The sequence below is a fragment of the [Actinomadura] parvosata subsp. kistnae genome, assembly GCF_900323885.1.
Classification (GTDB): Bacteria; Actinomycetota; Actinomycetes; order Streptosporangiales; family Streptosporangiaceae; genus Nonomuraea; species Nonomuraea composti.
Map to the genome: position 1 here is coordinate 523056 of NZ_OOHJ01000006.1, position 21225 is coordinate 544280.

Here is a 21225-nt window from a genome sequence, read left to right on the forward strand (position 1 = left end):
CTCCGTCGTGGTGGCGCGTGCTGGTCCTGTGCCTGCGTGAGTCCCGGCCGTCCGTGCTGGGGCGTTCGCGCTGCGGTTCTGCACCGGGGCGGCGCTGGCCGGGGCGGAGGCGTGGCCCTCCAGCCTGCTTCCCGGGTTCGTCTCCTGGATGCTGGCGGTGTTCTTCGCCTACCTCTTCAACGGGGTGACCGACGTGGTGGAGGACCGGGCGAACGGCTCCTCCCGGCCCATCGCCGGCGGCCTGCTGCCCCCCGGTACGGCGGCCAGGGTCGCGGTGGGCGCGGCGGCGCTCGCACTGGGTCTCGGCCTCCTGACCGGCGTCGTGTTCACGGTCCTCGTCGCGGCGCTGCTCTTCCTGGGGCACGCCTATTCGGCCCCGCCGCTGCTGCTCAAGGCCCGCCCGGCCACCAGCGCCGGCACCGCGGTCGGCTCGGCGCTGCTGACCTACGCGGCCGGCTTCGTCGCCGCCGGCGGCCCGGTCACCGAGGTCGCCGGCACGTCGCTGCTGCCGGTCGCGCTGCTCCTCGCGTCCTGGATGGGGCTGGTGGGCGCCCCGGCCAAGGACCTGCCCGACGCCCGCGGCGACGCGGCGGCGGGCCGGCGCAACCTGTCCGCCGTGTACGGCGCCGCGGGCACCCGGATCCTGCTCATCGCGGCGGCCGCCGCGGTGGCCGTCGCGGCCGACCTGGTCAGCCTGGCCGAGCCGCGCGTGATCGGGATGGCGCTGACCCTGTCCGCCGGGGCCGTGGTGGTGACCGGGCTGGCGGTGAAAGCCGATGTCGATAGCCGCGCGCCGTACCAGGGGTTCATGGCCACGCAATACGCCGCGAACGCCACGGCGATGTTGCCGGTTCTTTTCGGTTAAGCCATGATGTATCGGGTTCGGGCGTTCACCTCATGGGGAGGGGCCCGCGATCGTGCAAGCCGGCGACAACCATCCGCTGCGGAAGGCATTGGCCGACCACCTCGACGCCGAACGGCCGGCGATCCTGGCCGCCTACCAGGCCGAGCTCGAAGGCGTCCACAGCCCGCTGATCGACGACCACGCGAGCCGCCCGCAACTGCTCGCCCACGCCGCCGTCACCATCAGCGACGTCGTGCGCAGCGTGCGGCTGGGCCGCGCCACCCTCGACGAGGGCTACAAACTGCTCGCCAGGGACATCGGCAAGCGCCGGGCCGAGAGCCGGCTCAACCCCCGCGCCTCCCTGCAGGCCGCGACCCACCTGGTGGACGTCGTCATGAACGCGGCCCTGAACTACCTCGCCGACCGCGAGGGCGCCCAGGAGCTGCTCCGGCTCGTCGTCCGGGCGCTGACGGAGAGCGTCATCATGCGCGTCAACGAGGCCTCGCTGGCCTACTCCTCCCAGCTGCTGCACGACATCAACGCCGCGCACGTCGAGGAGCGGCGGCGGATCGCGCGTGACCTGCACGACCGGGTCGGCTCCGGGCTGGGCGTCGCGCACCACCAGCTCGAACTGGCCACCTTCTACCACGCCACCGACCCCGGCAACGCCATGGAACGCGTGACACTGGCCCACGACGCCATCCAGGACGCCATGCTCAGCATGCGCTCGATCGCCTCCGACCTGCGCATGGACGAGCAGGTGCACAACCTGGAGAAGGCGCTGAACACGCTGCTGGAGACCATCGCGCCGACGAACGTCATCATGCGGTTACGGGTCAACGGCGACGAGGCGTGGGCCTCCGGCCACGTGCTGGAGGAGACGTACCTCATCATCAGGGAGGCCGTGCGCAACGCGCTCGCGCACGGCACGCCGAGCATGGTGCTCATCAACGTGGACATCGCGCCCAGCCGGCTGCACGCGACGGTCGAGGACGACGGCGGCGGCTTCGACCTGGCCGAGGCGCGCCGGTCCGCCGGCATGGGGCTGACCTCGATGCGGGAACGGGCCGAGCTGATGGGCGGCCGGTTGATGCTGACGCCGGTGGTCAACCGCGGCACCTACGTGGAACTCGTCGTACCGCTGTCGGAGCACCGTGATGAATGACCCCACCACCGTCCTCATCGTGGACGACCACGCGCTGTTCCGCGAGGGGCTGAAGGAGCTGCTGGAGAGCGACGGCGGCATCGTCGTGGTCGGCCAGGCGGGCGACAGCAAGGGCGCCGTCGCGCTGGCCGCCGAGCACAAACCGCACGTCGTGCTGCTCGACGTGGAGATCCCCGGCGACGAGGTGACCACGACGGTGAGCCGCATCCAGGCCGTCTCCCCCCGCTCCGAGGTGATCATCCTCAGCATGTACGACGGGGCGTACCTCGTGCAGAACCTGCTGGCCCAGAACATCCGCGGCTACCTGCTCAAGAGCGTGGGCCGGGTGGAGCTGCTGGGCGCGGTGCACGCCGCCCGTACCGACCACGACCGGGTCGTGCTCGCCGTCTCCCGGGAGAGCCTGGCGCAGGTGCAGCCGGCCCGCGGCAACCCGCTGTCCGCACGTGAGCAGCAGGTGCTGGAACTGGTCGCCGAGGCGCTGAGCAACCGGCAGATCGCCCACCGGCTGCACCTGACGGAGGCCACCGTGAAGCGGCACCTGCGCAACATCTTCGTCAAGCTGGGCGCGGTCTCCCGGGTCGACGCGGTCAACAAGGCCGTGGCGGCATCCCTGGTCAAACCGCCGTCCAGCCATCCCTAGCCGGACGGCGGTGAGCCAGGCCGGCGTCCGGCCATCCCTAGCCTGACGGCGGTGAGCCAGGCCGGCGTCTCCGGTCAGACCGTCGTCCGGCCATCCCGAGCCTGCGGGTCGTCCCGGTGGTCGGTTCCGTTCCCCCAGTCCGGCGGGAACAGCGTGCCGAGCCGGGCGAGCAGCGCGGGGTCGGGCCGGATGGCCGCGGCGCTGGCGTTCATCTCCAGGTGCACCCGGCTGCGCGTGCTCGGAACGGGCACGATGTCGCCCTGCGCCAGCACCCACACCAGGGCCAGCCTGGCCAGGCCGAGATGGAGCTGGGTGGCGATCTCCTCAGCCGCCCGCAGCGCCCGCATGCGCTCGGCCAGCGATCCGGCCTCCGCGATGCCGAGCCCGGCCCGCCGCGGGTCGCCGCACGCCGAATGCGCCGCCGACAACCTGTCGGCGCCGGCCAGGAACCCGCGGCCGAGCGGGCCGCGGGCGACCACCCCGAGCCGGTGTGCCCGGGCCGCGGGAATCCGGTCCAGCTCGGCCCGGCGCTTCAGCAGGGAGTACTCGCAGGCGATCACCGAGACCGGCTGCCCGGCGACGCGGTGGATCTGCCCGGCCAGCGGCTCGGCCAGCCCGATGTGCCGGACCTTGCCCGCCGCGACCAGCTCGGCCAGCTCGCCCACCCCCTCCTCGATCGGCCGCGTCCAGGTCGGGCAGTCCAGGTAGAAGACGTCGAGGTGGTCGACGGCCATCCGGCGCAGGACGGCGTCGCAGGCCCGCGCCAGGCTCCCGCCGCCGGGGCGGGCCGGCGCCGCCAGCACCGCCTGACCGCGGCGGCCCGCGACCGCCCGCCCGACCAGCCGCTCCACCTGCTCATGTCCGGTACGGCAGGTCGTGTCGAGCAGCGTGATGCCCAGATCAAGCGCGTGACGGACGACCCGGACGCAGTCCTCGACGTCCACGGCTCCGGAGAAGGCCGAACCGCCGACGCCGATGACCGAGGTGACCGGGCCGTCGTGACCCAGTTGCCTGACGTCCATCGGGTCACGGCGTCCCGCGCAGGACCGTACACAGGCTGGCGGCGTCGGCGAGGGCCTGGCCGGGCGGCATGCCCAGGGGCGGCAGCAGGCCCAGGCGGCGCAGCCGGTGCTCCAGAGGAGCCGTCGGGTCGGGGCAACCCTGCCAGGTGGCCGCCACCGCGGCCCTGGACGCCTCCAGGAGGTCGGCGTAGTCGGCGCGCAGCAGGCTCTCCCTGAGCCGCTCGCGGGTGACCTCGTCGAGCAGCCGGAGGGCGATCTCGCGCAGCTCGCCCGGGTCAATGGACAGGTCGTCGGTCAGGCGGGAACGGGTCGCCTGGAGTTCGGATCGATCCATGTCGGCCGTCCTTGATCAACCTTTTGCGGCCCGGGCGCTGCGCCCGCCGGCTTCCGCGATGACGGGCTTGCCACGAGCTCGGTCACGTCGGGTGAGCCAGGATTTCACTGGACACACCATCACGATGCGCCCGCCCCATGAAAGCGGCCTCAATTCCCGATACAGCGCCGCTGACGGTGCGCACGTGCGGGAGGCGGCGGCCGGACGTAGCACAGGTCCCTGAGGCCCTCGCCGCGCGTCTTGGTGCACCGCTCGGTTTGACGGCGAGGCTGGACGGCGCGCCACGATGGTGGACGGCGGTCGGGTCTGCAGGACCAGCCGCCCGAACGGGTCGTTCCAGTCGTAGACCGAGCCGCCGCGTCCGGACAGGTCGGCGAGGATCTCGTTGTGGGCCTCGGCCATGTTGCGGGCGAACCGGCCGAACTTGGTCACGGTGAACACCGACCCGTTCCCGACGGCGGCGAGGGCCTGGTCGAGGGCCGGCGCGGCTTCCGTTCACGCGCTCCAGCGTCCCGGATGGCTCTGATCACCCTTGGCCACTCGGGGCAAGGAGCACCGAGCCTGAAACGTGAGCGGCGGTTCGGCCACGTCAGACCGCTTCCTGTGCCGGGCGGGGAGGTCAGGGCGGTCCAAGGACGTCCGGGGTGATCAGGGCGCGGGCGGTGGCGGCGAAATAGTCACTGGGGGCGTCGCCGGCGAGGCCGAGGATGACACCCTGACTGAGGCCGACCAGGAGCGCACGCAGCGCCGTGGCCAGGCGTTGCGCCTGCCGCGACGTGATGGCGGTCCCGTCGTGGAGCCTGCCGGACAGCAGCGCGGTCAGGCGTTGTTCGTGTGCCCGGACGGAGGCGGCGAGTTTGGGTGCCAGTTCGGGGTCGCGCAGGGCCAGGTCCTGCAAGCTGATCTCGAACGACAGATGGCGCAGCGCGTCGGGGTCGTCGCACAGGCGCCGGTAGTGGCGGGCGAAGACCTCCACCGCCTCGGCGAGACCCATGCCGGCGGGGAGGGCTTGCTCGATGCTGTCGTAGTGCGGGGTGAGGTGGTCGGTGACCAGGGCGACGAGCAGTCCGTTCTTGCTGCCGAACAGCGAGTAGACGGCGCCGGTGGTCAGCTCGGCCTGCTCGGCGATCTCCTCCAGCTTGGCCCGGTGGCCGTCGCGGGCGACGATCAGGCGCGCGGCGGCCAGCAGGGCCTGCCGGTTGCGCTCCTTGGCCTCGGCCCTTGTCATCCTCATAACTCTATTATTACCGTAACTCCATTATGAATGTCGCTGAGTACATGAGCCGCGTCCCCGACTGTGCCGCGTTCCCGTCCGTCGACGCGCTCCAGGCCGAGCTGGAGGAGCTGGCCGCCGCCCATCCCCGCCTGGTCCGGCCGCGCCGCATCGGCACCTCGCGGCTGGGCGACCCGCTGCACGCCGTGACGGTCGGCGACGGCCCCTCCGACGCGGTGGTCATCGCCGGGCCGCATCCCAACGAGCCCGTCGGAGCCTTGACCGCCCTCACCTTGATCAGACTGCTCTGCCGGCACCCGCAACTACAGGCGGAGCTAGGCTTTCGCTGGCACATCGTGGCGTGCGCGGACCCCGACGGCGCCCGCCTGAACGAAGGCTGGTACTCCCGCCCCGGGGACCGCCGCGCCTATGCCGAGCACTTCTACCGCCCCGATCTCGCCGACCAGGTCGAGTGGACCTTCCCGCTGGCCACCGGCGACTACTCCTTCGACCGCCCGCTACCGGAGACAGCCGCGCTCATGCGGCTGATGGATGAGGTACGCCCCTCGCTGGTCTACTCCCTGCACAACGGTGAGTACCAGGGCGCGTTCTTCTACATCAACCGTGAAGACCTGGCGCTCGCCGAGCAACTGGCCGCCTTGCCGGGCCTGGAAGGCCTGCCGCTGCATCACGGTGAGCCGGAGCTGCCCGGCGCCACACCGATCGTCCCCGCCGTCTACCTGACCCCGCCGGGGTCGCAGGTGGGCGCGGCCTTCGGCGCCGGCGGCAGCAGCGCTGACTACGCAGCCAGATACGGCGCGCTGCACTTGATCACCGAGGTGCCCTACTGGACCGACGAGCGTGTGTCGGATCGAAGCCCCACCGGCCGCACCTACGGGGAGATCGCCGCCGAGGGAAGCGCGGCCCGGCGCGAGCTGATCGACGCGCTGCAGGCGAGCATGCGGGCCGTCGCCGGCAATCTGACCGTGCATTCGCCGTTCCGCCGCTCGACCGAGGGAACGCTGGAAATCTTCCGCAAGCTCGGCGACCTGGAAGAGTCCGCACACGATCCCCATCGGCCGGCCACGGTCGCCGAGGAGTTCAGCAACCGTCAGATGGTGCACCTGCTACGGCTGCGCCTGCTCGGCACATTCCTGCGCATGCTCGACGCCGAACTCGCCGCCGGCAACGTGGCATCAGCCATCGGCGAGCAGCGCCGCCTGCTCGCCGAACGTTTCGACCTCTGGTACGGCCAGGCCGAATCCGACTCCCCCGGCCCGCCGATCGAGATCCGCAGGCTGGTCGCGGTACAGCTCGGCGCCGCCCTGATTGCCGCAGCGAACCGTCGTGCCGCCGATCGTCGCTGACCCTGGTGAACGCCCATTAAGGGTGCACCCTGGCATCGCACCAACCTCGTTGAGAAGCGCTAGCCGAATCGGAAGAATCCATGAAAGTCGAACAGGCCCAGAACTTCCTACGCGATCACCATCACGCTGTGCTCAGTACGTGGCGCAAGGATGGACGCTCCCAGCTCTCACCCGTGATCGTCGCTCTCGACGGTGCCGGTCGCGTTGTGCTGAGTACGACGGAGGCGCGAGCCAAGACCCGTAACCTGCGGCGAGACCCACGGGGTTCGATCTGCGTCTTCACCGACCGGTTTTTCGGGCCATGGGTTCAGGTCGAGGGACACGCAGAGGTTCTCTCGCCGGACGCCGGACTGGACGCTGAGGCTCTCAAGAACCTGCACGGCGCGCTCAGCGACGAATACCCCGACTGGGAGGCGTTCCTATCGAACATCCACGCTGAAGGACGCGTCGCCATCCGCTTCACGATCGAGCGTGCCAGCGGCGTCACCCAGCCATAAGGCATCTCCACGCCAACCTCACCCCGGTCACCGCACCGACGACAGGGCCCGGCGTGACCCACCCGGCTCGGCGGCTGACCGACCACCGACCTGATCCTGGCCACCCCTGATCGCGGCGAGCCGACCCAGGCCCGGAGCGGCCGGCAGGTGCACTGAACTCCCAAGAAAGAGCACAACCATGGACATCACCACCGCAATCGCGAATGAACGCCGGGAACTGGCGGCGATGCTGGACAGCCTGGAACCCGCGCAGTGGGACGCACCGACCTTGTGCGCCGGATGGCGCGTACGAGAGGTCGCGGCTCACATGTCGATGGGATTCCGCTATTCGCTGCCCAGGATGGTGCTCGAACTCATCAAGGCGCGAGGTGACATCAACCGGATGACAGACCGGCGGGCCCGCCAGGACGCGGCCACCCTGTCCACGGCCGACCTGGTCAGCGCGATCCGCGACAACGCACGCCACCCCTGGAAGCCACCCGTCGGCGGCATCACGGCCGCCCTCGGCCACGACGTGATCCACGGCCTGGACATCACCGTCGCCCTCGGCATCGACCGCCGCGTCCCGGAAGACCGCGTGCGCGTCCTGCTGGAGCACATCACTCCCCGAACCCTGAAATTCTTCGGAGCCGATCTCGACGGCGTCGAACTGCGCGCCGACGACCTCGACTGGTCCTTCGGCACCGGCACACCCCTCACCGGCGCCGCCCAGGACCTCCTGCTCGTGGCCTACGGCCGCAAGCTCCCGCCGGGACACCTCCACGGCACGGCCCGGGATCGATACATCGCCGCGTGAACCGAATCCCCCGACTCAGCGGATCGGATGTCCGCATCGCCTCGGCTGAACCGGGTGACAGCCGGGCGCCCGCACCGCCTGCTCTTACGAGGACCAGCCACACACCCGCGACCTCCCGCGACCCGCCACATTCGGCACGGTGGTGATCGTCTGGATACCTGTCGAATGACGAGCGAGGAGCTGAATCGGTCGATAGTGCCTCCACATGGTCGGGTTGGCGTCAGGGCACGTTCTGCTGACTGGTTCAAGCCGGTGCTCATCTCAGCTCGCCCAAATCCAGCAAACGCGACCTGGAACAGCGTGTGTACGGCTGCCGCGCGCGCGGCGAGCGCCAAGCGTACGGGTGCGGTGCTGCGATATGCGGTCAGCTCACCCAGGCCGCATGCCGGTGGCTGACACACCTTGGACCTTGAGCGGCCAGGGCACGCCTGCTGCCTCGCCCCGCGCCTTGAGGATGGCGATGCGCTCGGCGGTGGAGAAGATGCGCGCCAGCCCACCCCGAATGGCGTGCCCGGCGGTGACCAGCTTGGAGACGTAGTGGATGCCGATGCTCACGATGGTCAGACCCAGCACGTACGCGTAGGTGTCGTGCAACCAGCCGACCTGCAGCCCGAAGGCGATGCCGGCGAGCATGGCGGCGTACAGCAGCATCGTCCACCACCACTGTTCGTAGCCGCGGGCGAAGACGCGCTCCATCGAGGGGACGGTGGACAGCCCGGCGGCGCTGCCCGCGGCGCTGATGCGGTTGGCGTGCACAGTGATCAGCCAGTGCGTGAGGGTGACCAGCATGGCGCTCACCGTCCCGACCCAGGCCCACAGCCACGGCTGCCACATCACCGCCAGGAGGGTGGCGGGCAGCGGGATGACCGCCATGAGCCGGATGAGCACCTCGGTGACCCGCGCGAGCGGGCCGGGCACCTTGCGGACAGTCAGGCGGGCCAGGATCGTCTGGTAGAACTTGGCGCCGAGCAGGCCCTGGGTGAAGGCCGTGATGGTGGCGGCCGTCATGTCCCTGCCGGACATGTCCTTGGGCGCGAAGCTGACCGCCTGGTTCAGGCTCAGATCGCCGATGAGGTCGCCCACGCTGAACAGGGCCGTCCTCGTGGCGATGAACCACCAGCACGCGGTCGCCACCAGCGAGTAGAACAGCAGGTAGCTGCTGGTGCGGTAGCGGTCGGCCCGGCTTCTGCGCATCAGCAGCCACTGGTGGTACTGGGCCTTGACCTCGCGCGAGGCCGGCAGCATGCGGGCGAACCAGCGGTTGCGCCATCGCAGGTCAGCCTCCGGTTCCTGCGCGGCCATCTCGCAGGCGAGCGTGAAGAAGTCCTGGACCGGGCCCAGGTCGAGCTGCTGCGGGTCGTCGTCGCGATCGACCAGCAGCAGGCGGTTGCGCGGGTTCTCCTCGATGAAGTCGTCGAGCACGCGCCCCAACGCGGGGCTGAACTCCCAGATCGGGTCGGGAACCCGCCCGTCTCGCGGCGGTCTGCCGGTGAGGATCCGGATGAGGATGACGCCCAGGGAGTAAACGTCGGAGCTGGGGGCAACGCCGCGGTTCTTCACCTCGGGTGAGACGTAGACGGAGTCGTCGTGCTCGGCGATGCCCACCTGGCGGCTGTAGAGATGGTTGCGGCCGAGGTCGATGAACCTGATGCCGCTGTCGCCCGGGGCGAGGATGATGTTGTTGGGCGACAGGTCCAGGTGCTGCCGGTGCGGCATCGTGCTCGTGATCGGCTCGTTCGCGGCCAGGTCGTCCAGCGCCCGCAGCAGGCCGAGACCCACCTCGCGGGCCTTGGCGAGGCGTTCACCCATCGCCGGGGCGCCAGACTCGAACTCGATGAGGTCTTCGTGGAGGGTGCGCCCCCGCTGGAACGGCATCAGGATCCAGCGGTCGGTCGAGGCGATCGGCTGCACGACCACGTCGGTCGTCCGGTCGGCGCCGTACGTTCTGGCGTAGCCCTCGGTGGCCTTGGCGATGGTGCCGAGCTTGTTCCAGGGAAACAGCACGCATTTGAGCGCCAGCTTGGCGTGCGTGCCGGTCAGGCCGAGTGTCCGGGGGGTGGCGACGGCGATGAAGGAGGTCGTGCCGGCCTTGTGATAGGTGAGCCCGTCGAAGTCGAGCTCGCGCCAGATGCCGACTTCCCGGCTGTTGTCGCCGTTTCTCGGCCGGTAGAGGTGCTTGATGGCCGCTCCGAGCCGGGCCTGGCGGAACAGAGCCTCGCAGAATGCGTCGACCTGCTGCACATTGGCGTGGGTCAGCGTCTCGAACCGGCGTTGCAGCAGCGTGGCGTTGAGGCAGATGAGGGCGAGCAGGCCGGTCACCGGCGGATCGGTCTCGTCAGGCAGCGCCTGGAGCCGGGAGATGGCCGCCCGGCAGGCGTCCACGAAGGCTCCGTCGGCGTGGGAGGCGTCGTGATCGGCGATGCGGTCGAGGATCTGCAGCAGGACCAGCTCGGCGCCTTGAGTACGCTCCGCCGCACCGCTGGCCAGCAGGCGGGCCGTCTCCTCCGGGGCCGCGCTCGCCGAGATCTCTTTGAGCAACAGCTGTGCGACCTGTTCTGCGGAAGGCGCCATCGGGGGACCTCGGGGATGACGGGGCCGGAACGCGCTGGCTTCGAGGCTAGCACTGGACCCCGCCCGCCCGAAGGACTCTCCGGATGGCCGGTCTGGCCACCGCCCCGGCTCGCCTCCGCCGCCCCGGGGCGAGGCGGCCGTGGAGCTGGCGCGGCCCGGATCAGTCCCGCGTACCCGCTGGGCGCCGAGATCAGCCTTGCGGCACAGGTCGTCGCGGCACCGCTGGGCGGCGGTCGGCAACCGGGCATGGTCGCCGTCGCGGACGACGAGCACGTTGAGGGCGTAGCCGTGCTGCCACGCCTCGGAACAGGGGACCATGCGCGGTTCGTCGGCGCTGCCGACGTTCAGCTCGGCAGGACCGGGGTCCTTTTCGTACAGCAGGCAGTTGGAGGCGTAGATCGATGCCTGGAAGGCGTTCTGCTTGACCTGGGTGCGCTGTTTCACCGCTGGGGGCCCTTCGGCAAGGAACGATAGAGGCACCATCGAGGGCATCCGGCGGCGCCGACAAATCCAGAGCCTTGTGATGAGCCAGGTATCGGACATCTTCCCTGGTAGTGGGGTTTTGGGCTGATGACCAGGTCAGGGCGTACACGGCGTTCGAGGAACTGTCGTCGCTGTCGGACCTGGAGAAGTTCTTCTTCCTGGACGCGTTCGATCGCGACGTGATCGCGAAGTCGCGCCAGGACTCGCATCGGCGTGGCCGTCCAGATCGGGACGGTCCGCTTCAAAGTTCTGTTCCTGGAGGACCCGCTGGCGGTGCCGTGGCCGGTGGTGGACCATCTGGGCCGAGCAACTGGGGATCAGCGTTCCCTCCCAGGTCAAGAAGTACGCCGAGCTGCTGAAGACGGCGTATGAGCACGCGTGGATGATCCGGGACGCCTATGGCTACCTGCCGGGCTCGCGGGGGTCTGCCGGCCCCGCCCCGGCCCCTACCGGCGCGTCCTCTTCCTGCCTGTATCGGTCGATCGGAGTGAGGAAGCCGTCCACGATCTTCTCCTGGGCGTGCTGCTTGACCAGCGCGGCCTTCTCCCGCCGCAGCGGGGCCGGTTCCCAGATCCCGCGCCACTTGCGCGACGGGTTTGCCGGTCTCCTTCGCGATCCGCACCGCGCCTGCCCGGAACTCCGGATCAAAGCGCCGTCGCGTGACTGTTGCCAGGACCAAACCTCTCCCGGTCCGGTCTCCACGCTATGAGGGGAAGGCCACCCGAGAGCACGGCGCGGGTCGTGGTGATGGGGGTGGGCACCGGCGTCTTCGGCGCCTGGGCCGTCCGCTTCCTGGCCGCACTCTGCGCAGGGGTGATGGCGTGGTGCTTCGCGACGGGATTCCTGGTCAACGCCGCGGGGGAGTTGACGTTCGGCCACGCGGACCTGGTGCGGCTGACCGCGTTCATGGTTGTGGCGGTCGCCGGCTGCGCCTGCGGACAGATGCTCCGCGCGCTCCGCGTCCGCCGCCGGCTCCACGGACTGGCCCGCGCAGAGCGCCAGGCCCCGATCCTCCTCGCCGAGGACCGCGAAGGCCGGCAGAAGCATCTCGTGTGAACGTGCCGCGTCATCGGGTGTCCGCGATGGTCCGCGCTGACCGAGCCGGGCACCGGCCCACGCTGCGCTCATCAAGGTCGTTCTCCGTCGTCGATCACCGGACTGGAACGCCGGGGGCGTCGTCCACGCCTCGCTCGAAGAACGCGGTCAGCATGGGAGCGGTCCGCGCCGTCATGTCCAGGCCGAGCCCCAGCGCGTTGGTGAGCAGGTCCCGTATGAGGGCCGCCGCGCGACGAGCGCCGGCCGTGAGCCCGCGCGGGCTTCCGGCGGGTGCGTCGCCCGGCCGGCGTTCCGGCAGCCCCGCCTCGACCCAGTACTGACCAGTCTCCGATTTATACGTTTTCTTGACGCCTTCACCCCATCACCGGCCCTTTCGCCCTGGGTAGTGTGCGATGCGTCTTGGCGGGGTTTTGGTGAAGGGTGACCGTCATGGTGCTGGCGAAACGGCCGGCTCCCACGGAAGGAACGCTGCGTTCCTGGCTGTTGCAGGGGCTGCAGACCGACCGCAAACAGATCGAGCACGGCCCGCACATCAAGCACCCGTGGTGGCGGGTGATGTGCCTGACCGGCGTGGACTACTTCTCCACCCTCGGCTACCAGCCGGGCATCGCCGCGCTCGCGGCTGGGCTGCTGTCGCCGCTGGCCACGCTGTTCCTGGTGGCGCTGACGCTGCTCGGCGCGCTGCCGGTCTACCGCAGGGTCGCCGCCGAGAGCCCGTACGGTCAGGGCTCGATCGCGATGCTGGAGAAGCTGGCCCCGCAGTGGTGGGGCAAGTTCTTCGTGCTGGCGCTGCTCGGGTTCGCGGCCACCGACTTCGTCATCACGATGACGTTGTCGGCGGCCGACGCGACCGCGCACGTCCTGGAGAACCCGTTCGTGCCGGACTTCCTGCACGGGCAGCGGGTACTGGTGACGCTGGTGCTGCTGGCGGCGCTCGGCGGGGTGTTCCTGCTGGGCTTCACCGAGGCGATCGGCATCGCGGTGCTGCTCGTGTTCGTCTATCTCGGGCTGAACGCCGTGGTCGTCGTCACCGCGATCATCCACGTCATCCAGGCGCCGCAGGTCGTGGTCGACTGGCAGCGGGCCTTGAGCCTGGACTTCTCCAGCCCGCTGGCCATGATCGGGCTGTCGCTGCTGGTGATGCCGAAGCTGGCGCTGGGCATGTCCGGGTTCGAGACCGGCGTGGCGGTGATGCCGGTCGTGGCGGGCGACATTGCCGAGCGGATCAGAGGCACCAGGCGGCTGCTCAGCACCGCCGCGCTGATCATGAGCGGGTTCCTGATCCTGTCGAGTTTCGTGACCACCGTGCTGATCCCGCACGCCGAGTTCGAGGAGGGCGGCAGGGCGAACGGGCGGGCGCTGGCCTACCTGGCGCACGGCTACCTGGGGGAGTGGTTCGGCACCGCGTACGACGTCTCGACGATCGCGATCCTGTGGTTCGCCGGGGCGTCGGCGATGGCCGGGCTGATCAACCTCGTGCCGCGTTACCTGCCTCGTTACGGCATGGCGCCGGAGTGGACGGGCGCGGTCCGGCCGCTGGTGCTGGTGTTCACCGCGATCGCGTTCGCCATCACGATCATCTTCGACGCGGACGTGGACGCCCAGGGCGGCGCGTACGCCACCGGCGTGCTCGTGCTCATGCTCTCGGCGGCCGTCGCGGTGACGCTGTCGGCGTACAAGAAGGGGCAGCGGGCGGCGGCGGCCGGGTTCGCCGCGATCTCGGCGGTGCTGGCGTACACGCTGGTCGACAACGTGATCGAGCGGCCGGACGGCGTGAAGATCGCCTCGTTCTTCATCGCGGCCATCGTCGTCACCTCGCTGATCTCCCGCGCCACCCGCTCCACCGAGCTGCGCGTCACCGAGGTGCGCCTCGACCCGCTCGCCGAGCGGTTCGTCAACGACCTGTGCGGCGAGGTGCACGTCATCGCCAACGAGCCGCACGCCCGCGACCAGGCCGAGTACCACGACAAGTTGCACGAGACCTGGATCACCCACCGGCTGCGCAGCGCCGAGCCCGCGCTCTTCGTCGAGGTGACCGTGCCGGACGCCTCCGAGTTCGAGACCGAGCTGCACGTCAAGGGCGAGGAGCGGTACGGGTACAAGATCCTGACCATCGAGAGCTCCGCCGTGCCCAACACGCTCGCCGCCCTCCTGCTCTACCTGCGCGACCGTACCGGCTCGGTGCCGCACATCTACTTCCACTGGGGCGAGGGCAACCCGGTCGTGGCCATGCTGCGCTACCTCGTCTTCGGCGGTGGCGACGTACCGCCGCTGACCAGGGAGGTGCTGCGGCAGGCCGAGCCCGACCAGCAGCGCCGCCCGCACGTCCACGTCGGATGAGCCATCAGCGAGATTGACCGCCGGCTGGGGACCCGCCCAGGACGGGCCGGCAGGTGAGCGCATCGCCTTGCGTCATGCCGCTCACGGCTGCGGCGCCTGCCAGCGGACGCCGAGCCGGCCGTGCCGCATCCGGCCTGTCAGACGGATGCGCAACCTCTCCGGTGCCTTGCCGCCGGTGTCCCCGCTGATCGCCAGCGTGCCGTGCCGTACCGACAGCTCGTTGGCGTCCACCACCATGCCCGGCGCGAGCACCAGCTCCACATCGCCGCCGCTCACCCGTAGCTCGATGACCAGCTCGGGAGTGCTGTGCACCGCGCTGGTCAGGTCCAGCAGCACCTCGCACCACGCGGTGCGCAGCGCCAGCCGGCGCGGCAGCGTCCAGCGGCCGTCACGGCGCACCGTACCGTGCCGCTCCTTGATGGTGAGCAGGCCGGCGGCCGGCTCGGCCCGCACTGCGGGCCGCCGAGGCCGCCCGGCACCGGGATCAGGTCGGTGACGAGCGGGGCCAGCGCGTCGATGGTACGGGCGGACAGCGCCGCGTCCAGCCGCTCGTCGAACTCGGCCAGGTCGAGGCGGCCGTCGGCGACGGCGGCACGCAGCAGCTCGGTCACGCGGTCGCGGTCCGCATCGGACGCGCGCAGCGCCGGCGAGAAGGACTTCTCCACATTCTGCACGGGGATCTCCTGCGACATCGGTTCTCCTTCCGTCAGCCCGTGACGGTGACACGCGTGGAGCACCTTCACCGGAGCGGCCTTGCCCATCCCGGACGGGGTGCCGGGTCGCGGTCAGCCGAGGCAGGAGCGGACGGCTCTGACCAGGTTCGCCGCGCGCGCGTCGTCCGGGCGGTAGTTCCAGAGGTTCGTGACGTAGGCGAAGCCGACACCGGCGTCGGGGTCGGCGAAGCCGATCGACCCGCCGGAGCCCGGATGGCCGAACGACGCGGGTCCGGTCAGCGGCATCGGCGGGCAGGCCCGCCAGAACCCCAGCGACATCCAGAAGGAGCGGTCGGCCGGGACGTTCAGGCCCGGCGGCAGACCGTGCATGCGCGTCGAGGCGGTCTGCACTTCTGTCATCCGCTCGACCGTCGGCGGGTCGAGCAGCCGTACCCCGTCGACGTCGCTGACGGTGGCGGCGTACATGCGGGCCACCGACCGGGCGTCGGCGAGCATGTTCCCGGCCGGGAACTCGGCGGCGCGCCAGGCCCGCGTGCCGAACACCGCGGGATCGGTGAGGGCGCCGCCCAGCTCGCCGGCGCGGGCCTGGACCGAGCCGGGCGCCCATACGGCGTTCACCCAGGCGGTGACCGTCTCCGCGTCGAGGCCGGTGGTCGCGATCAGCCCGGCCAGCAGCTCCTCGTAGCTGAACGGGGCGCTCTCGTGCAGCTTGGCCACCCGCCTCTCCTGCTTGGCCGGCAGCCCGATCCAGGCGCTCAGCCCGAGCGGGGCGGCCACCTCCTCGGCGAAGAAGGTGCCGAGCGACCTGCCGGTGATCCGCCGCACCACTTCCCCGATCAGGAACCCGAACGTGACGCTGTGGTAGACGTGCTCGGTGCCCGGCCGCCACAGCGGCTTCTGCGCCTCCAGCGCGCGGATGACCGGGTGCCAGGCGCACGCCTGCTCGAACGTCAGCGGCCCGTCCACGATCGGCAGCCCCGCCTGGTGCGACAGCAGCCAGCGCACCGGGATCTCCTCCTTGCCCGCGGCGGCGAACTCCGGCCAGTACCGCGCCACCGGGGCGTCCACGTCCAGCAGGCCGCGCTGGACCAGCAGGTGGGCACAGATCGCGGTGGCGCCCTTCGTGGTGGAGGCGACCTGGACGATCGTGTTCCCGCGCCACGGCCGCCGCGCCTCGCGGTCGGCCAGGCCGCCCCACAGGTTGACGACGGGCCGGCCGCCCACGTAGACGCTGCACGCCGCGCCGACCTCGCCGGGGTCGCGGAAGTTCGCGCGGAACGCGTCGGCGACCTTGCCCCACCCGTGCTCGACCCCGTGCTCGACCCCGTGCTCGACCCCGCGCTCGCCGTCGTGCCCCGTCTCGTCCACGGACGCGCCGGCGGGGCCGGTGAAGGCGGCGTGCGTGCCGGCGAGCGTGCCGGCACCCAGCACTCCCTTCAGCACGGCCCGGCGCCCGATGTGTCCCTGCTCGGGTGTTCCGCTGGTCATGGTGGTGTTCCTCTCGAACGATCTGACAGGTGGGCTTGTCCGGCGTCGCCGGCCGGGTCACGCGTCCCAGGTGACCGGCAGGCTCTTGACGCCGTAGATGTCGGCGGTCTCCGGCCGCAGCGCGACCTGGTCGGCGGGCACGGCCAGGCGCAGCGTGGGGAAGCGGTTGACCAGGGCGGGGAAGGCGACCCGCATCTCGACCCGGGCGAGCTGCTGGCCCAGGCACTGGTGGATGCCATGGCCGAAGGCGAGGTGACCGCCCTTCTGCCGGTGCAGGTCGAGCTTGTGGGGGTCGGTGAAACGGTCGGGGTCGCGGTTGGCGGCGCTCATCGACAGGATGACCGTGGAGCCGGCCTTGATGGTGTGGCCGCCCAGCTCGACGTCCTCCAGCGCGACCCGGAAGAACTGCTTGGCGACGCTCAGGTAGCGCAGCAGCTCCTCCACCGCCCGCTCGGCCAGCTCCGGCTCGGCGCGCAGGGCGGCGAGCTAGTCGGGATTCCGCAGGAGGGCGAAGGTGCCCAGGGCGAGCATGTTGGCGGTGGTGTCGAACCCGGCGGCCAGCAGGATCAGGGCCATGCCCTGCAGCTCCTCGTCGGTCAGGTCGCTGTCGGTCAGCTCGCTGAGCACGTCGTCGGTCGGGTGGGCGCGCTTGGCCACCACCAGCTCCCCGAGGTACTGCTGCACCGCGAGGTAGGCGGCGATCAGCTCCTCGTCGCTGGTCTCGCCGTTCATGAACTTGTCGACGTTCTCCTGGAAGCGGTCGCGGTCCTCGTACGGGACGCCGAGCAGCTCGCAGATCATGATGGCAGGGATGGGTTTGGCGAAGGCGGTCACCAGGTCGGCGGTCGGGCCGGCCTTCTCCATGGCGTCCAGGTGCTCGGCGGTGATCTGCTCGACCCGCTCGGTCAGCAGCCGCATGCGGCGGACGGTGAACTTGCCGACGAGGGGCTTGCGGTAGCGGCTGTGCTGGGGCTCGTCCATCAGCAGGAACTCGCCGGGCGGCGCCGGGGGCACCTCGATGTCGCCGTAGTCGATGAGCGGGTGGTGCTTCATGAGCTCCTTGCGGGAGCTGAAGCGCGGGTCGGCGAGGACCGAGCGGAGCAGGTCGTAGCCGGTGACCACCCAGCCCTGGTGGCCGTCGGGGAAGGTGAAGCGGCTGATCGGGCTCTGCGCGCGGGCCTCGACGAGCTCCTGGGGCGGGTCGAACGGGCAGCCGGGCCGGCGGGTGGTGGGCATGGCGGCGAGGGTGTGGTCCATCAAGGTGGTTCCTTTCAGGAGATCTTGCGGCGGTAGGCGTTCATGGCGAAGGCGTAGGCGACGACGAGGATGCCGACGCACCAGCCCAGGGCGATCCAGATGTCGTTGCCGACGGGCTGCTCGGCGAACAGGGCGCGCACGGCGTTGACGATGGAGGTGACCGGCTGGTTGTCGGCGAAGACGCGCAGCACCATTCAGCGCGAGGGTGAACAGGATGAGGATGCCCGCCACCGTCAGCCAGGCCGGCACCCCGCGCTGGAGCGGAAGCCCATGAGCAGGGCCACCAGCATGACGACGACGAGCGAGACGAGGTTGGCGACCAGCGAGGTCAGCATGTGCGCCCACAACACCGACGAGCGGGCGGTCGGCATGGACTGGAAGCGAGCAGGACGGTGGTGCCGCCCTGGGCGAGCTTCTTGACGGCCTGCCAGACCTCGATGCGGGCCTGCGGGCCTGCGGGTCGAGGCCGGTGGCCGGTCAGGCTGATCGACTCGCGCACGTCCGCGGCCTGGGTGGCGACGTCGAAGCCGTTCACGCGGGCGGTGCCGGCGTCCGGCTTGAGCAGCGTGGACAGGATCTTCACGGCGGTGGTCTTGCCGGCTCCGTTGGAGCCGAGCAGCGCGAAGATGCTGCCCCGCGCGACCTCGAAGTCCACGCCGCGCAGCACGCGCAGGTCCTTGTACGCCTTCTCCAGGCCGTGCACCTGGATCGCCGGAGCTTGCTGGGTGATCATCGCGTCGTCCTGTTCTCTTGTGCGGCGCGGTAGCCGTCGGGCAGCCCCTCGACGCGGGCCTTGTAGTGCCGCCGGCGTTTCTTGTCCTCCAGGAAGCCGGTGACCAGCTCCAGGCAGTGCAGAGAGCGGTTTTTCGGTGCGTCGGCCACGGCTACGTGCCTCCTTTGCGCAGCTGCTGGAGTCGTTCGGCCAGGAAGCCCTTTCTCTACTACTCGGTGGTGCTGACTACCGGTACAAAGTAACACTTACTACTGGTACCTAGCAATACCGGATACCTGAGGTGTGAGCATGGAGGTACGGGCGACCTGATCGCTGTACGCGAGCGAGCCCGCCACCACGTGGGCGAGGATGGGCCCAGGCGACGCGTCCGCCGCTCGCGCCAGCACAAAGTGCCTGCTCACAGGGGGCGGGTGTTATCGTCCATCGCATGACGGAACTGATCGCCCCCACGGTACGGCTGCATTCCTCCTGGCTCACAGCACGTGACGAGTGGCAGCCTGGTGCTCACCAGGACGGGGCCGGTTTACGTCTGGTCGCCGACGATGACCTCAACAGCCCGGAAGGGTTCGCCTCATGGGTGGAGCGACTTCACCAGCAGTCAGACCGGTCACGGCCGGTTGGGGAAGGACGCGTCCATGCCACCCACTGGTGGATCGTCGACGGCGAAACCTACCTCGGAGCCATCGACCTTCGACACTATCTGAACGCCTTTCTGCTGGAAGGCGGCGGACACATCGGCTACAGCATCCGGCCTTCTGCCAGAAGACAAGGACTGGCCACGTGGGCGCTGGGAGCCGTTCTGCTCAAGGCGCCGGCGCTCGGCCTGGACCGAGTTCTTCTCACCTGTGACGACGGCAACGTCGGCTCGGCGCGCACCATCGAACACAACGGCGGTGTCCTGGAAGATGTGCGCAGCACCGAGATCGGGGTCAAGCGCCGCTACTGGATCGCTCTCGATGACGTTCCTCACAGCCGTTCAGCCCCCTTTCATCCTCGGGTGAGCTCGTAGTTCCGCAGAACAGACGATCGCCTTGCAGAGCGCGCCTGCCTGGTGCGGGCAGCAGCGGAGCTTGCGGAGGATGTGCCAGCTTTTGAGCTGGGCGTTCGCCCGTCCCGCGTAATGGTGTGTGAGCGCGGTCGGCCGCCTTCTGGGAAGCGGGCTTGTTACGGCCCTTGCCCCGCCTGTACGAGGCCGACGTCAACGATTGACTGCGGGCCGGCCCGCGCTCCGCTTCACGGAGGGCGGCCTCTGCGGACATCGACGATGGGGCGGTGGCGCCGGATGACGTTGAGGAACGCGGCCAGCACGGGGGAGCGGTCCGCGGCGGCGAACGACAGGACCAGGTCGGGCAGGGGGACGCGTGGCGTCACCTCGCAGAACCACGTGCCCGGACGTGGGGCCGACACCATGCGGGAGGGCCCCAGCCCGACGCCGACGCCTGAGGCGGCCAGGCCGACGATCGTGTGCACGTCCCTGGCGGCGGTCGCGGTGGTCAGCGCGGGGGAGTCCGCGCCCAGCAGTGTGCGCAGCGCGGCGGCGACGGCGGGCTCGTCGCCGGCGGCCGAGACGATGAGCCGCTGGTCGCGCAACTGGCTGCCATGCTGCCGCTGGTGGCCATCTCGTGCTCGTCGCGCACAGCGCGGGCGGCGGGCCCGCCTCGCTCGCCGCCGAGCGGGCGCCCGAGCTGGTGGACCGGCTCGTCTACCTGTCCGCGTTCGTTCCCGGCGGGCGGCCGCGCTTCTTCGACTACCTCAACGCGCCGCAGAACGCCACCGCGCTGGGACAGGGCCTGTTCCTCGGCGACGCCGGAGCACTCGGCGCCGTCCGGATCAACCCGCTGTCCACCGACCCCCGCCTACGTCGAGGAGCTGCGGCAGGCACCCGGACTCCTCCTCGCCACCGGCGGCGTCGTGCGGCATGCGGAACGTGCGTTCAGCCCATGCGGACCTCACCACGCAGGCATGCGCCGCTCCAGCGCCTCGGCGGCAGCGGCATCGAACGGCTCCCGCGCACGGCAGGGCGCCGATGAGCCGGAGGAACCGATCGGCTTCGGCCTCCGCCGAGCCCACCTCGGCCTGCGGCCGCACGTTCGCCGGCCCCGACGCGGCAGCCGGCGCGCGATGGATCCGGCCGAGGTTCAGCGGCTGAAAGTCGCCTTGTAGACAGAAGAATCCACCGTCGTCCACCGCGGGTGCAGGCGTGTGAGGCGGTGGTAGCGATGGGGTCGTTGTTGGAGGAACTGGCACGGCGGCAGGCCGAAGCCCAGCAGCGGATCGAGGAGCTCGGCCGGCAACTCACCGCGGTCAGGCAAAGACCGGTCAGCCGATTACTCTGCGCCCCAAAATAAATGCTCTACCCTATGGAATATGCGACAAGTTGTCGGCGCGATATTCATTGCAGGCGTCATCGCCGGATGCGGCGCGGCCGGGCCACCGTCCGGCGGAAGTCCTGCGCCTTTCACCACGAATACGTCCGCCACCGGTGTCGGCTCCGTGGAGTCACCGGCGGTCGGTCAGAAGTACCCGTTCGTTCTGTACACGCACTGCGGAATCCGGTCCGCACAATTCGGTGGACGCTGGTGGGTGGCTGTGACACCCGTAGAACAGCCGCATCCCGGCGGCAAGGACGAAACCGCCGGGACGATGGAATTGGTGAACGACGATCTCGCACGGTTCAGATGGCAGGGCGGATCGGCGGATTTCACACCGTCAGCGGCGGCGCCGAAGCCGCCCTGCCAGTGATCG

The 21225-nt window shown here is 70.3% G+C and carries 23 protein-coding genes and 4 pseudogenes; 12 read left to right on the plus strand and 15 right to left on the minus strand.

From position 1 onward, the window contains the following. Positions 1-70 precede the first annotated feature (70 nt). From KIS93_RS06175 to KIS93_RS06185, 3 genes are read left to right on the plus strand one after another with little or no spacing between them, the layout of a single operon-like run. On the plus strand, positions 71-865 hold the full coding sequence (locus KIS93_RS06175; protein WP_186404004.1) for a UbiA family prenyltransferase: 795 nt from the start codon (positions 71-73) through the stop codon (positions 863-865). Positions 866-917: 52 nt separating this feature from the next. After that, positions 918-2009 (plus strand): sensor histidine kinase, encoded by a 1092-nt coding sequence (locus tag KIS93_RS06180; RefSeq protein ID WP_155127057.1) that lies wholly within the window; start codon positions 918-920, stop codon positions 2007-2009. After that, on the plus strand, positions 2002-2649 hold the full coding sequence (locus KIS93_RS06185; protein WP_080038552.1) for a response regulator: 648 nt from the start codon (positions 2002-2004) through the stop codon (positions 2647-2649). The genes KIS93_RS06180 and KIS93_RS06185 overlap by 8 nt, the downstream gene beginning before the upstream one ends. Before the next feature lie 74 nt (positions 2650-2723). Here KIS93_RS06185 and KIS93_RS06190 read toward each other — a convergent pair whose 3' ends face one another. From KIS93_RS06190 to KIS93_RS06205, 4 genes are all read right to left on the minus strand, one after another. Beyond that, positions 2724-3671 carry an aldo/keto reductase gene (locus KIS93_RS06190; protein WP_080038553.1) on the minus strand — a complete coding sequence of 316 codons (948 nt, stop codon included), beginning with the start codon at positions 3669-3671 and terminating at the stop codon, positions 2724-2726. Between the two features lie 4 nt (positions 3672-3675). Continuing rightward, complete coding sequence (locus KIS93_RS06195) at positions 3676-4005, minus strand: hypothetical protein (RefSeq protein ID WP_080038554.1); 330 nt, start codon at positions 4003-4005, stop codon at positions 3676-3678. A 15-nt stretch (positions 4006-4020) separates the two neighbouring features. After that, complete coding sequence (locus KIS93_RS63060) at positions 4021-4446, minus strand: hypothetical protein (RefSeq protein ID WP_222107282.1); 426 nt, start codon at positions 4444-4446, stop codon at positions 4021-4023. 178 nt (positions 4447-4624) lie between these two features. Beyond that, positions 4625-5233 (minus strand): TetR/AcrR family transcriptional regulator, encoded by a 609-nt coding sequence (locus KIS93_RS06205; protein WP_080038555.1) that lies wholly within the window; start codon positions 5231-5233, stop codon positions 4625-4627. A 32-nt stretch (positions 5234-5265) separates the two neighbouring features. Between KIS93_RS06205 and KIS93_RS06210 the strand changes: the two genes are divergently transcribed. The 3 genes from KIS93_RS06210 to KIS93_RS06220 all read left to right on the plus strand — a co-directional run bounded on the left by KIS93_RS06210 (position 5266) and on the right by KIS93_RS06220 (position 7878). Further along, positions 5266-6585 carry a M14 family zinc carboxypeptidase gene (locus KIS93_RS06210; protein WP_222107283.1) on the plus strand — a complete coding sequence of 440 codons (1320 nt, stop codon included), beginning with the start codon at positions 5266-5268 and terminating at the stop codon, positions 6583-6585. An 80-nt stretch (positions 6586-6665) separates the two neighbouring features. Beyond that, the gene (locus tag KIS93_RS06215) at positions 6666-7082 is read left to right on the plus strand and encodes a PPOX class F420-dependent oxidoreductase (protein WP_080038557.1); all 417 of its coding nucleotides are present in this window, start codon (positions 6666-6668) and stop codon (positions 7080-7082) included. Positions 7083-7260: 178 nt separating this feature from the next. Then, positions 7261-7878: a maleylpyruvate isomerase family mycothiol-dependent enzyme gene (locus tag KIS93_RS06220; RefSeq protein WP_080038558.1), complete on the plus strand. Its 618-nt coding sequence runs from the start codon at positions 7261-7263 to the stop codon at positions 7876-7878. A gap of 369 nt (positions 7879-8247) precedes the next feature. On the opposite strand, the gene KIS93_RS06225 is transcribed toward KIS93_RS06220, so the two are convergent. After that, positions 8248-10893, minus strand: coding sequence for a protein kinase domain-containing protein (locus tag KIS93_RS06225; RefSeq protein ID WP_186403929.1), 2646 nt, complete (start codon positions 10891-10893; stop codon positions 8248-8250). A 252-nt stretch (positions 10894-11145) separates the two neighbouring features. Between KIS93_RS06225 and KIS93_RS64705 the strand changes: the two genes are divergently transcribed. Then, positions 11146-11304, plus strand: a complete 159-nt coding sequence (locus tag KIS93_RS64705) for a DUF4158 domain-containing protein (RefSeq protein WP_230466152.1) — start codon at positions 11146-11148, stop codon at positions 11302-11304. A 193-nt stretch (positions 11305-11497) separates the two neighbouring features. Here KIS93_RS64705 and KIS93_RS68835 read toward each other — a convergent pair. Continuing rightward, a pseudogene (locus KIS93_RS68835) lies at positions 11498-11611 on the minus strand (transposase); the annotation flags it as partial. Positions 11612-11685: 74 nt separating this feature from the next. On the opposite strand from KIS93_RS68835, the gene KIS93_RS06240 reads away from it, so the two are divergent. Together KIS93_RS06240 and KIS93_RS06245 are read left to right on the plus strand one after the other, a co-directional pair. After that, positions 11686-11988, plus strand: a complete 303-nt coding sequence (locus KIS93_RS06240; protein WP_155127060.1) for a hypothetical protein — start codon at positions 11686-11688, stop codon at positions 11986-11988. A gap of 429 nt (positions 11989-12417) precedes the next feature. Continuing rightward, positions 12418-14328, plus strand: coding sequence for an APC family permease (locus KIS93_RS06245; RefSeq protein ID WP_080038561.1), 1911 nt, complete (start codon positions 12418-12420; stop codon positions 14326-14328). 81 nt (positions 14329-14409) lie between these two features. Here the strand turns inward: KIS93_RS06245 and KIS93_RS63070 are convergent, their stop codons facing one another. The 7 genes and pseudogenes from KIS93_RS63070 to KIS93_RS06275 form a co-directional block, all read right to left on the minus strand. Next, positions 14410-14664 carry a hypothetical protein gene (locus tag KIS93_RS63070; protein WP_222107285.1) on the minus strand — a complete coding sequence of 85 codons (255 nt, stop codon included), beginning with the start codon at positions 14662-14664 and terminating at the stop codon, positions 14410-14412. Next, a complete protein-coding gene (locus tag KIS93_RS63075) occupies positions 14649-15020 on the minus strand; it encodes a DUF1707 SHOCT-like domain-containing protein (protein ID WP_222107286.1) in 372 nt (123 codons plus the stop codon). The genes KIS93_RS63070 and KIS93_RS63075 overlap by 16 nt, the downstream gene beginning before the upstream one ends. Positions 15021-15113: 93 nt before the next feature. Beyond that, entirely contained in the window at positions 15114-16490 is a 1377-nt protein-coding gene (locus tag KIS93_RS06255; protein ID WP_080038563.1) for a serine hydrolase domain-containing protein, read from the minus strand. A gap of 57 nt (positions 16491-16547) precedes the next feature. Then, positions 16548-17747 (minus strand): annotated as a pseudogene (locus KIS93_RS06260) (cytochrome P450). A 14-nt stretch (positions 17748-17761) separates the two neighbouring features. Continuing rightward, positions 17762-17941, minus strand: coding sequence for a hypothetical protein (locus tag KIS93_RS67310; RefSeq protein WP_281261948.1), 180 nt, complete (start codon positions 17939-17941; stop codon positions 17762-17764). A 134-nt stretch (positions 17942-18075) separates the two neighbouring features. Further along, entirely contained in the window at positions 18076-18480 is a 405-nt protein-coding gene (locus KIS93_RS67315; RefSeq protein ID WP_080038564.1) for an ATP-binding cassette domain-containing protein, read from the minus strand. Further along, complete coding sequence (locus tag KIS93_RS06275; RefSeq protein ID WP_155127063.1) at positions 18477-18629, minus strand: hypothetical protein; 153 nt, start codon at positions 18627-18629, stop codon at positions 18477-18479. Before KIS93_RS06275 ends, KIS93_RS67315 begins: the two co-directional genes overlap by 4 nt. Positions 18630-18907: 278 nt before the next feature. Between KIS93_RS06275 and KIS93_RS06280 the strand changes: the two genes are divergently transcribed. Beyond that, positions 18908-19489 carry a GNAT family N-acetyltransferase gene (locus tag KIS93_RS06280; RefSeq protein ID WP_080038565.1) on the plus strand — a complete coding sequence of 194 codons (582 nt, stop codon included), beginning with the start codon at positions 18908-18910 and terminating at the stop codon, positions 19487-19489. Here the strand turns inward: KIS93_RS06280 and KIS93_RS06285 are convergent. After that, positions 19468-19655, minus strand: a pseudogene (locus tag KIS93_RS06285) (IS5/IS1182 family transposase); the annotation flags it as partial. The gene KIS93_RS06280 and the pseudogene KIS93_RS06285 overlap by 22 nt on opposite strands. A 58-nt stretch (positions 19656-19713) precedes the next feature. Continuing rightward, a pseudogene (locus KIS93_RS06290) lies at positions 19714-20085 on the minus strand (LysR substrate-binding domain-containing protein); the annotation flags it as partial. 17 nt (positions 20086-20102) lie between these two features. Between KIS93_RS06290 and KIS93_RS63080 the strand changes: the two are divergent. Then, positions 20103-20510, plus strand: coding sequence for an alpha/beta hydrolase family protein (locus KIS93_RS63080; RefSeq protein WP_222107287.1), 408 nt, complete (start codon positions 20103-20105; stop codon positions 20508-20510). Between the two features lie 337 nt (positions 20511-20847). Continuing rightward, the gene (locus KIS93_RS06300) at positions 20848-21222 is read left to right on the plus strand and encodes a hypothetical protein (protein WP_155127069.1); all 375 of its coding nucleotides are present in this window, start codon (positions 20848-20850) and stop codon (positions 21220-21222) included. The last annotated feature ends 3 nt before the right edge of the window (positions 21223-21225 follow it).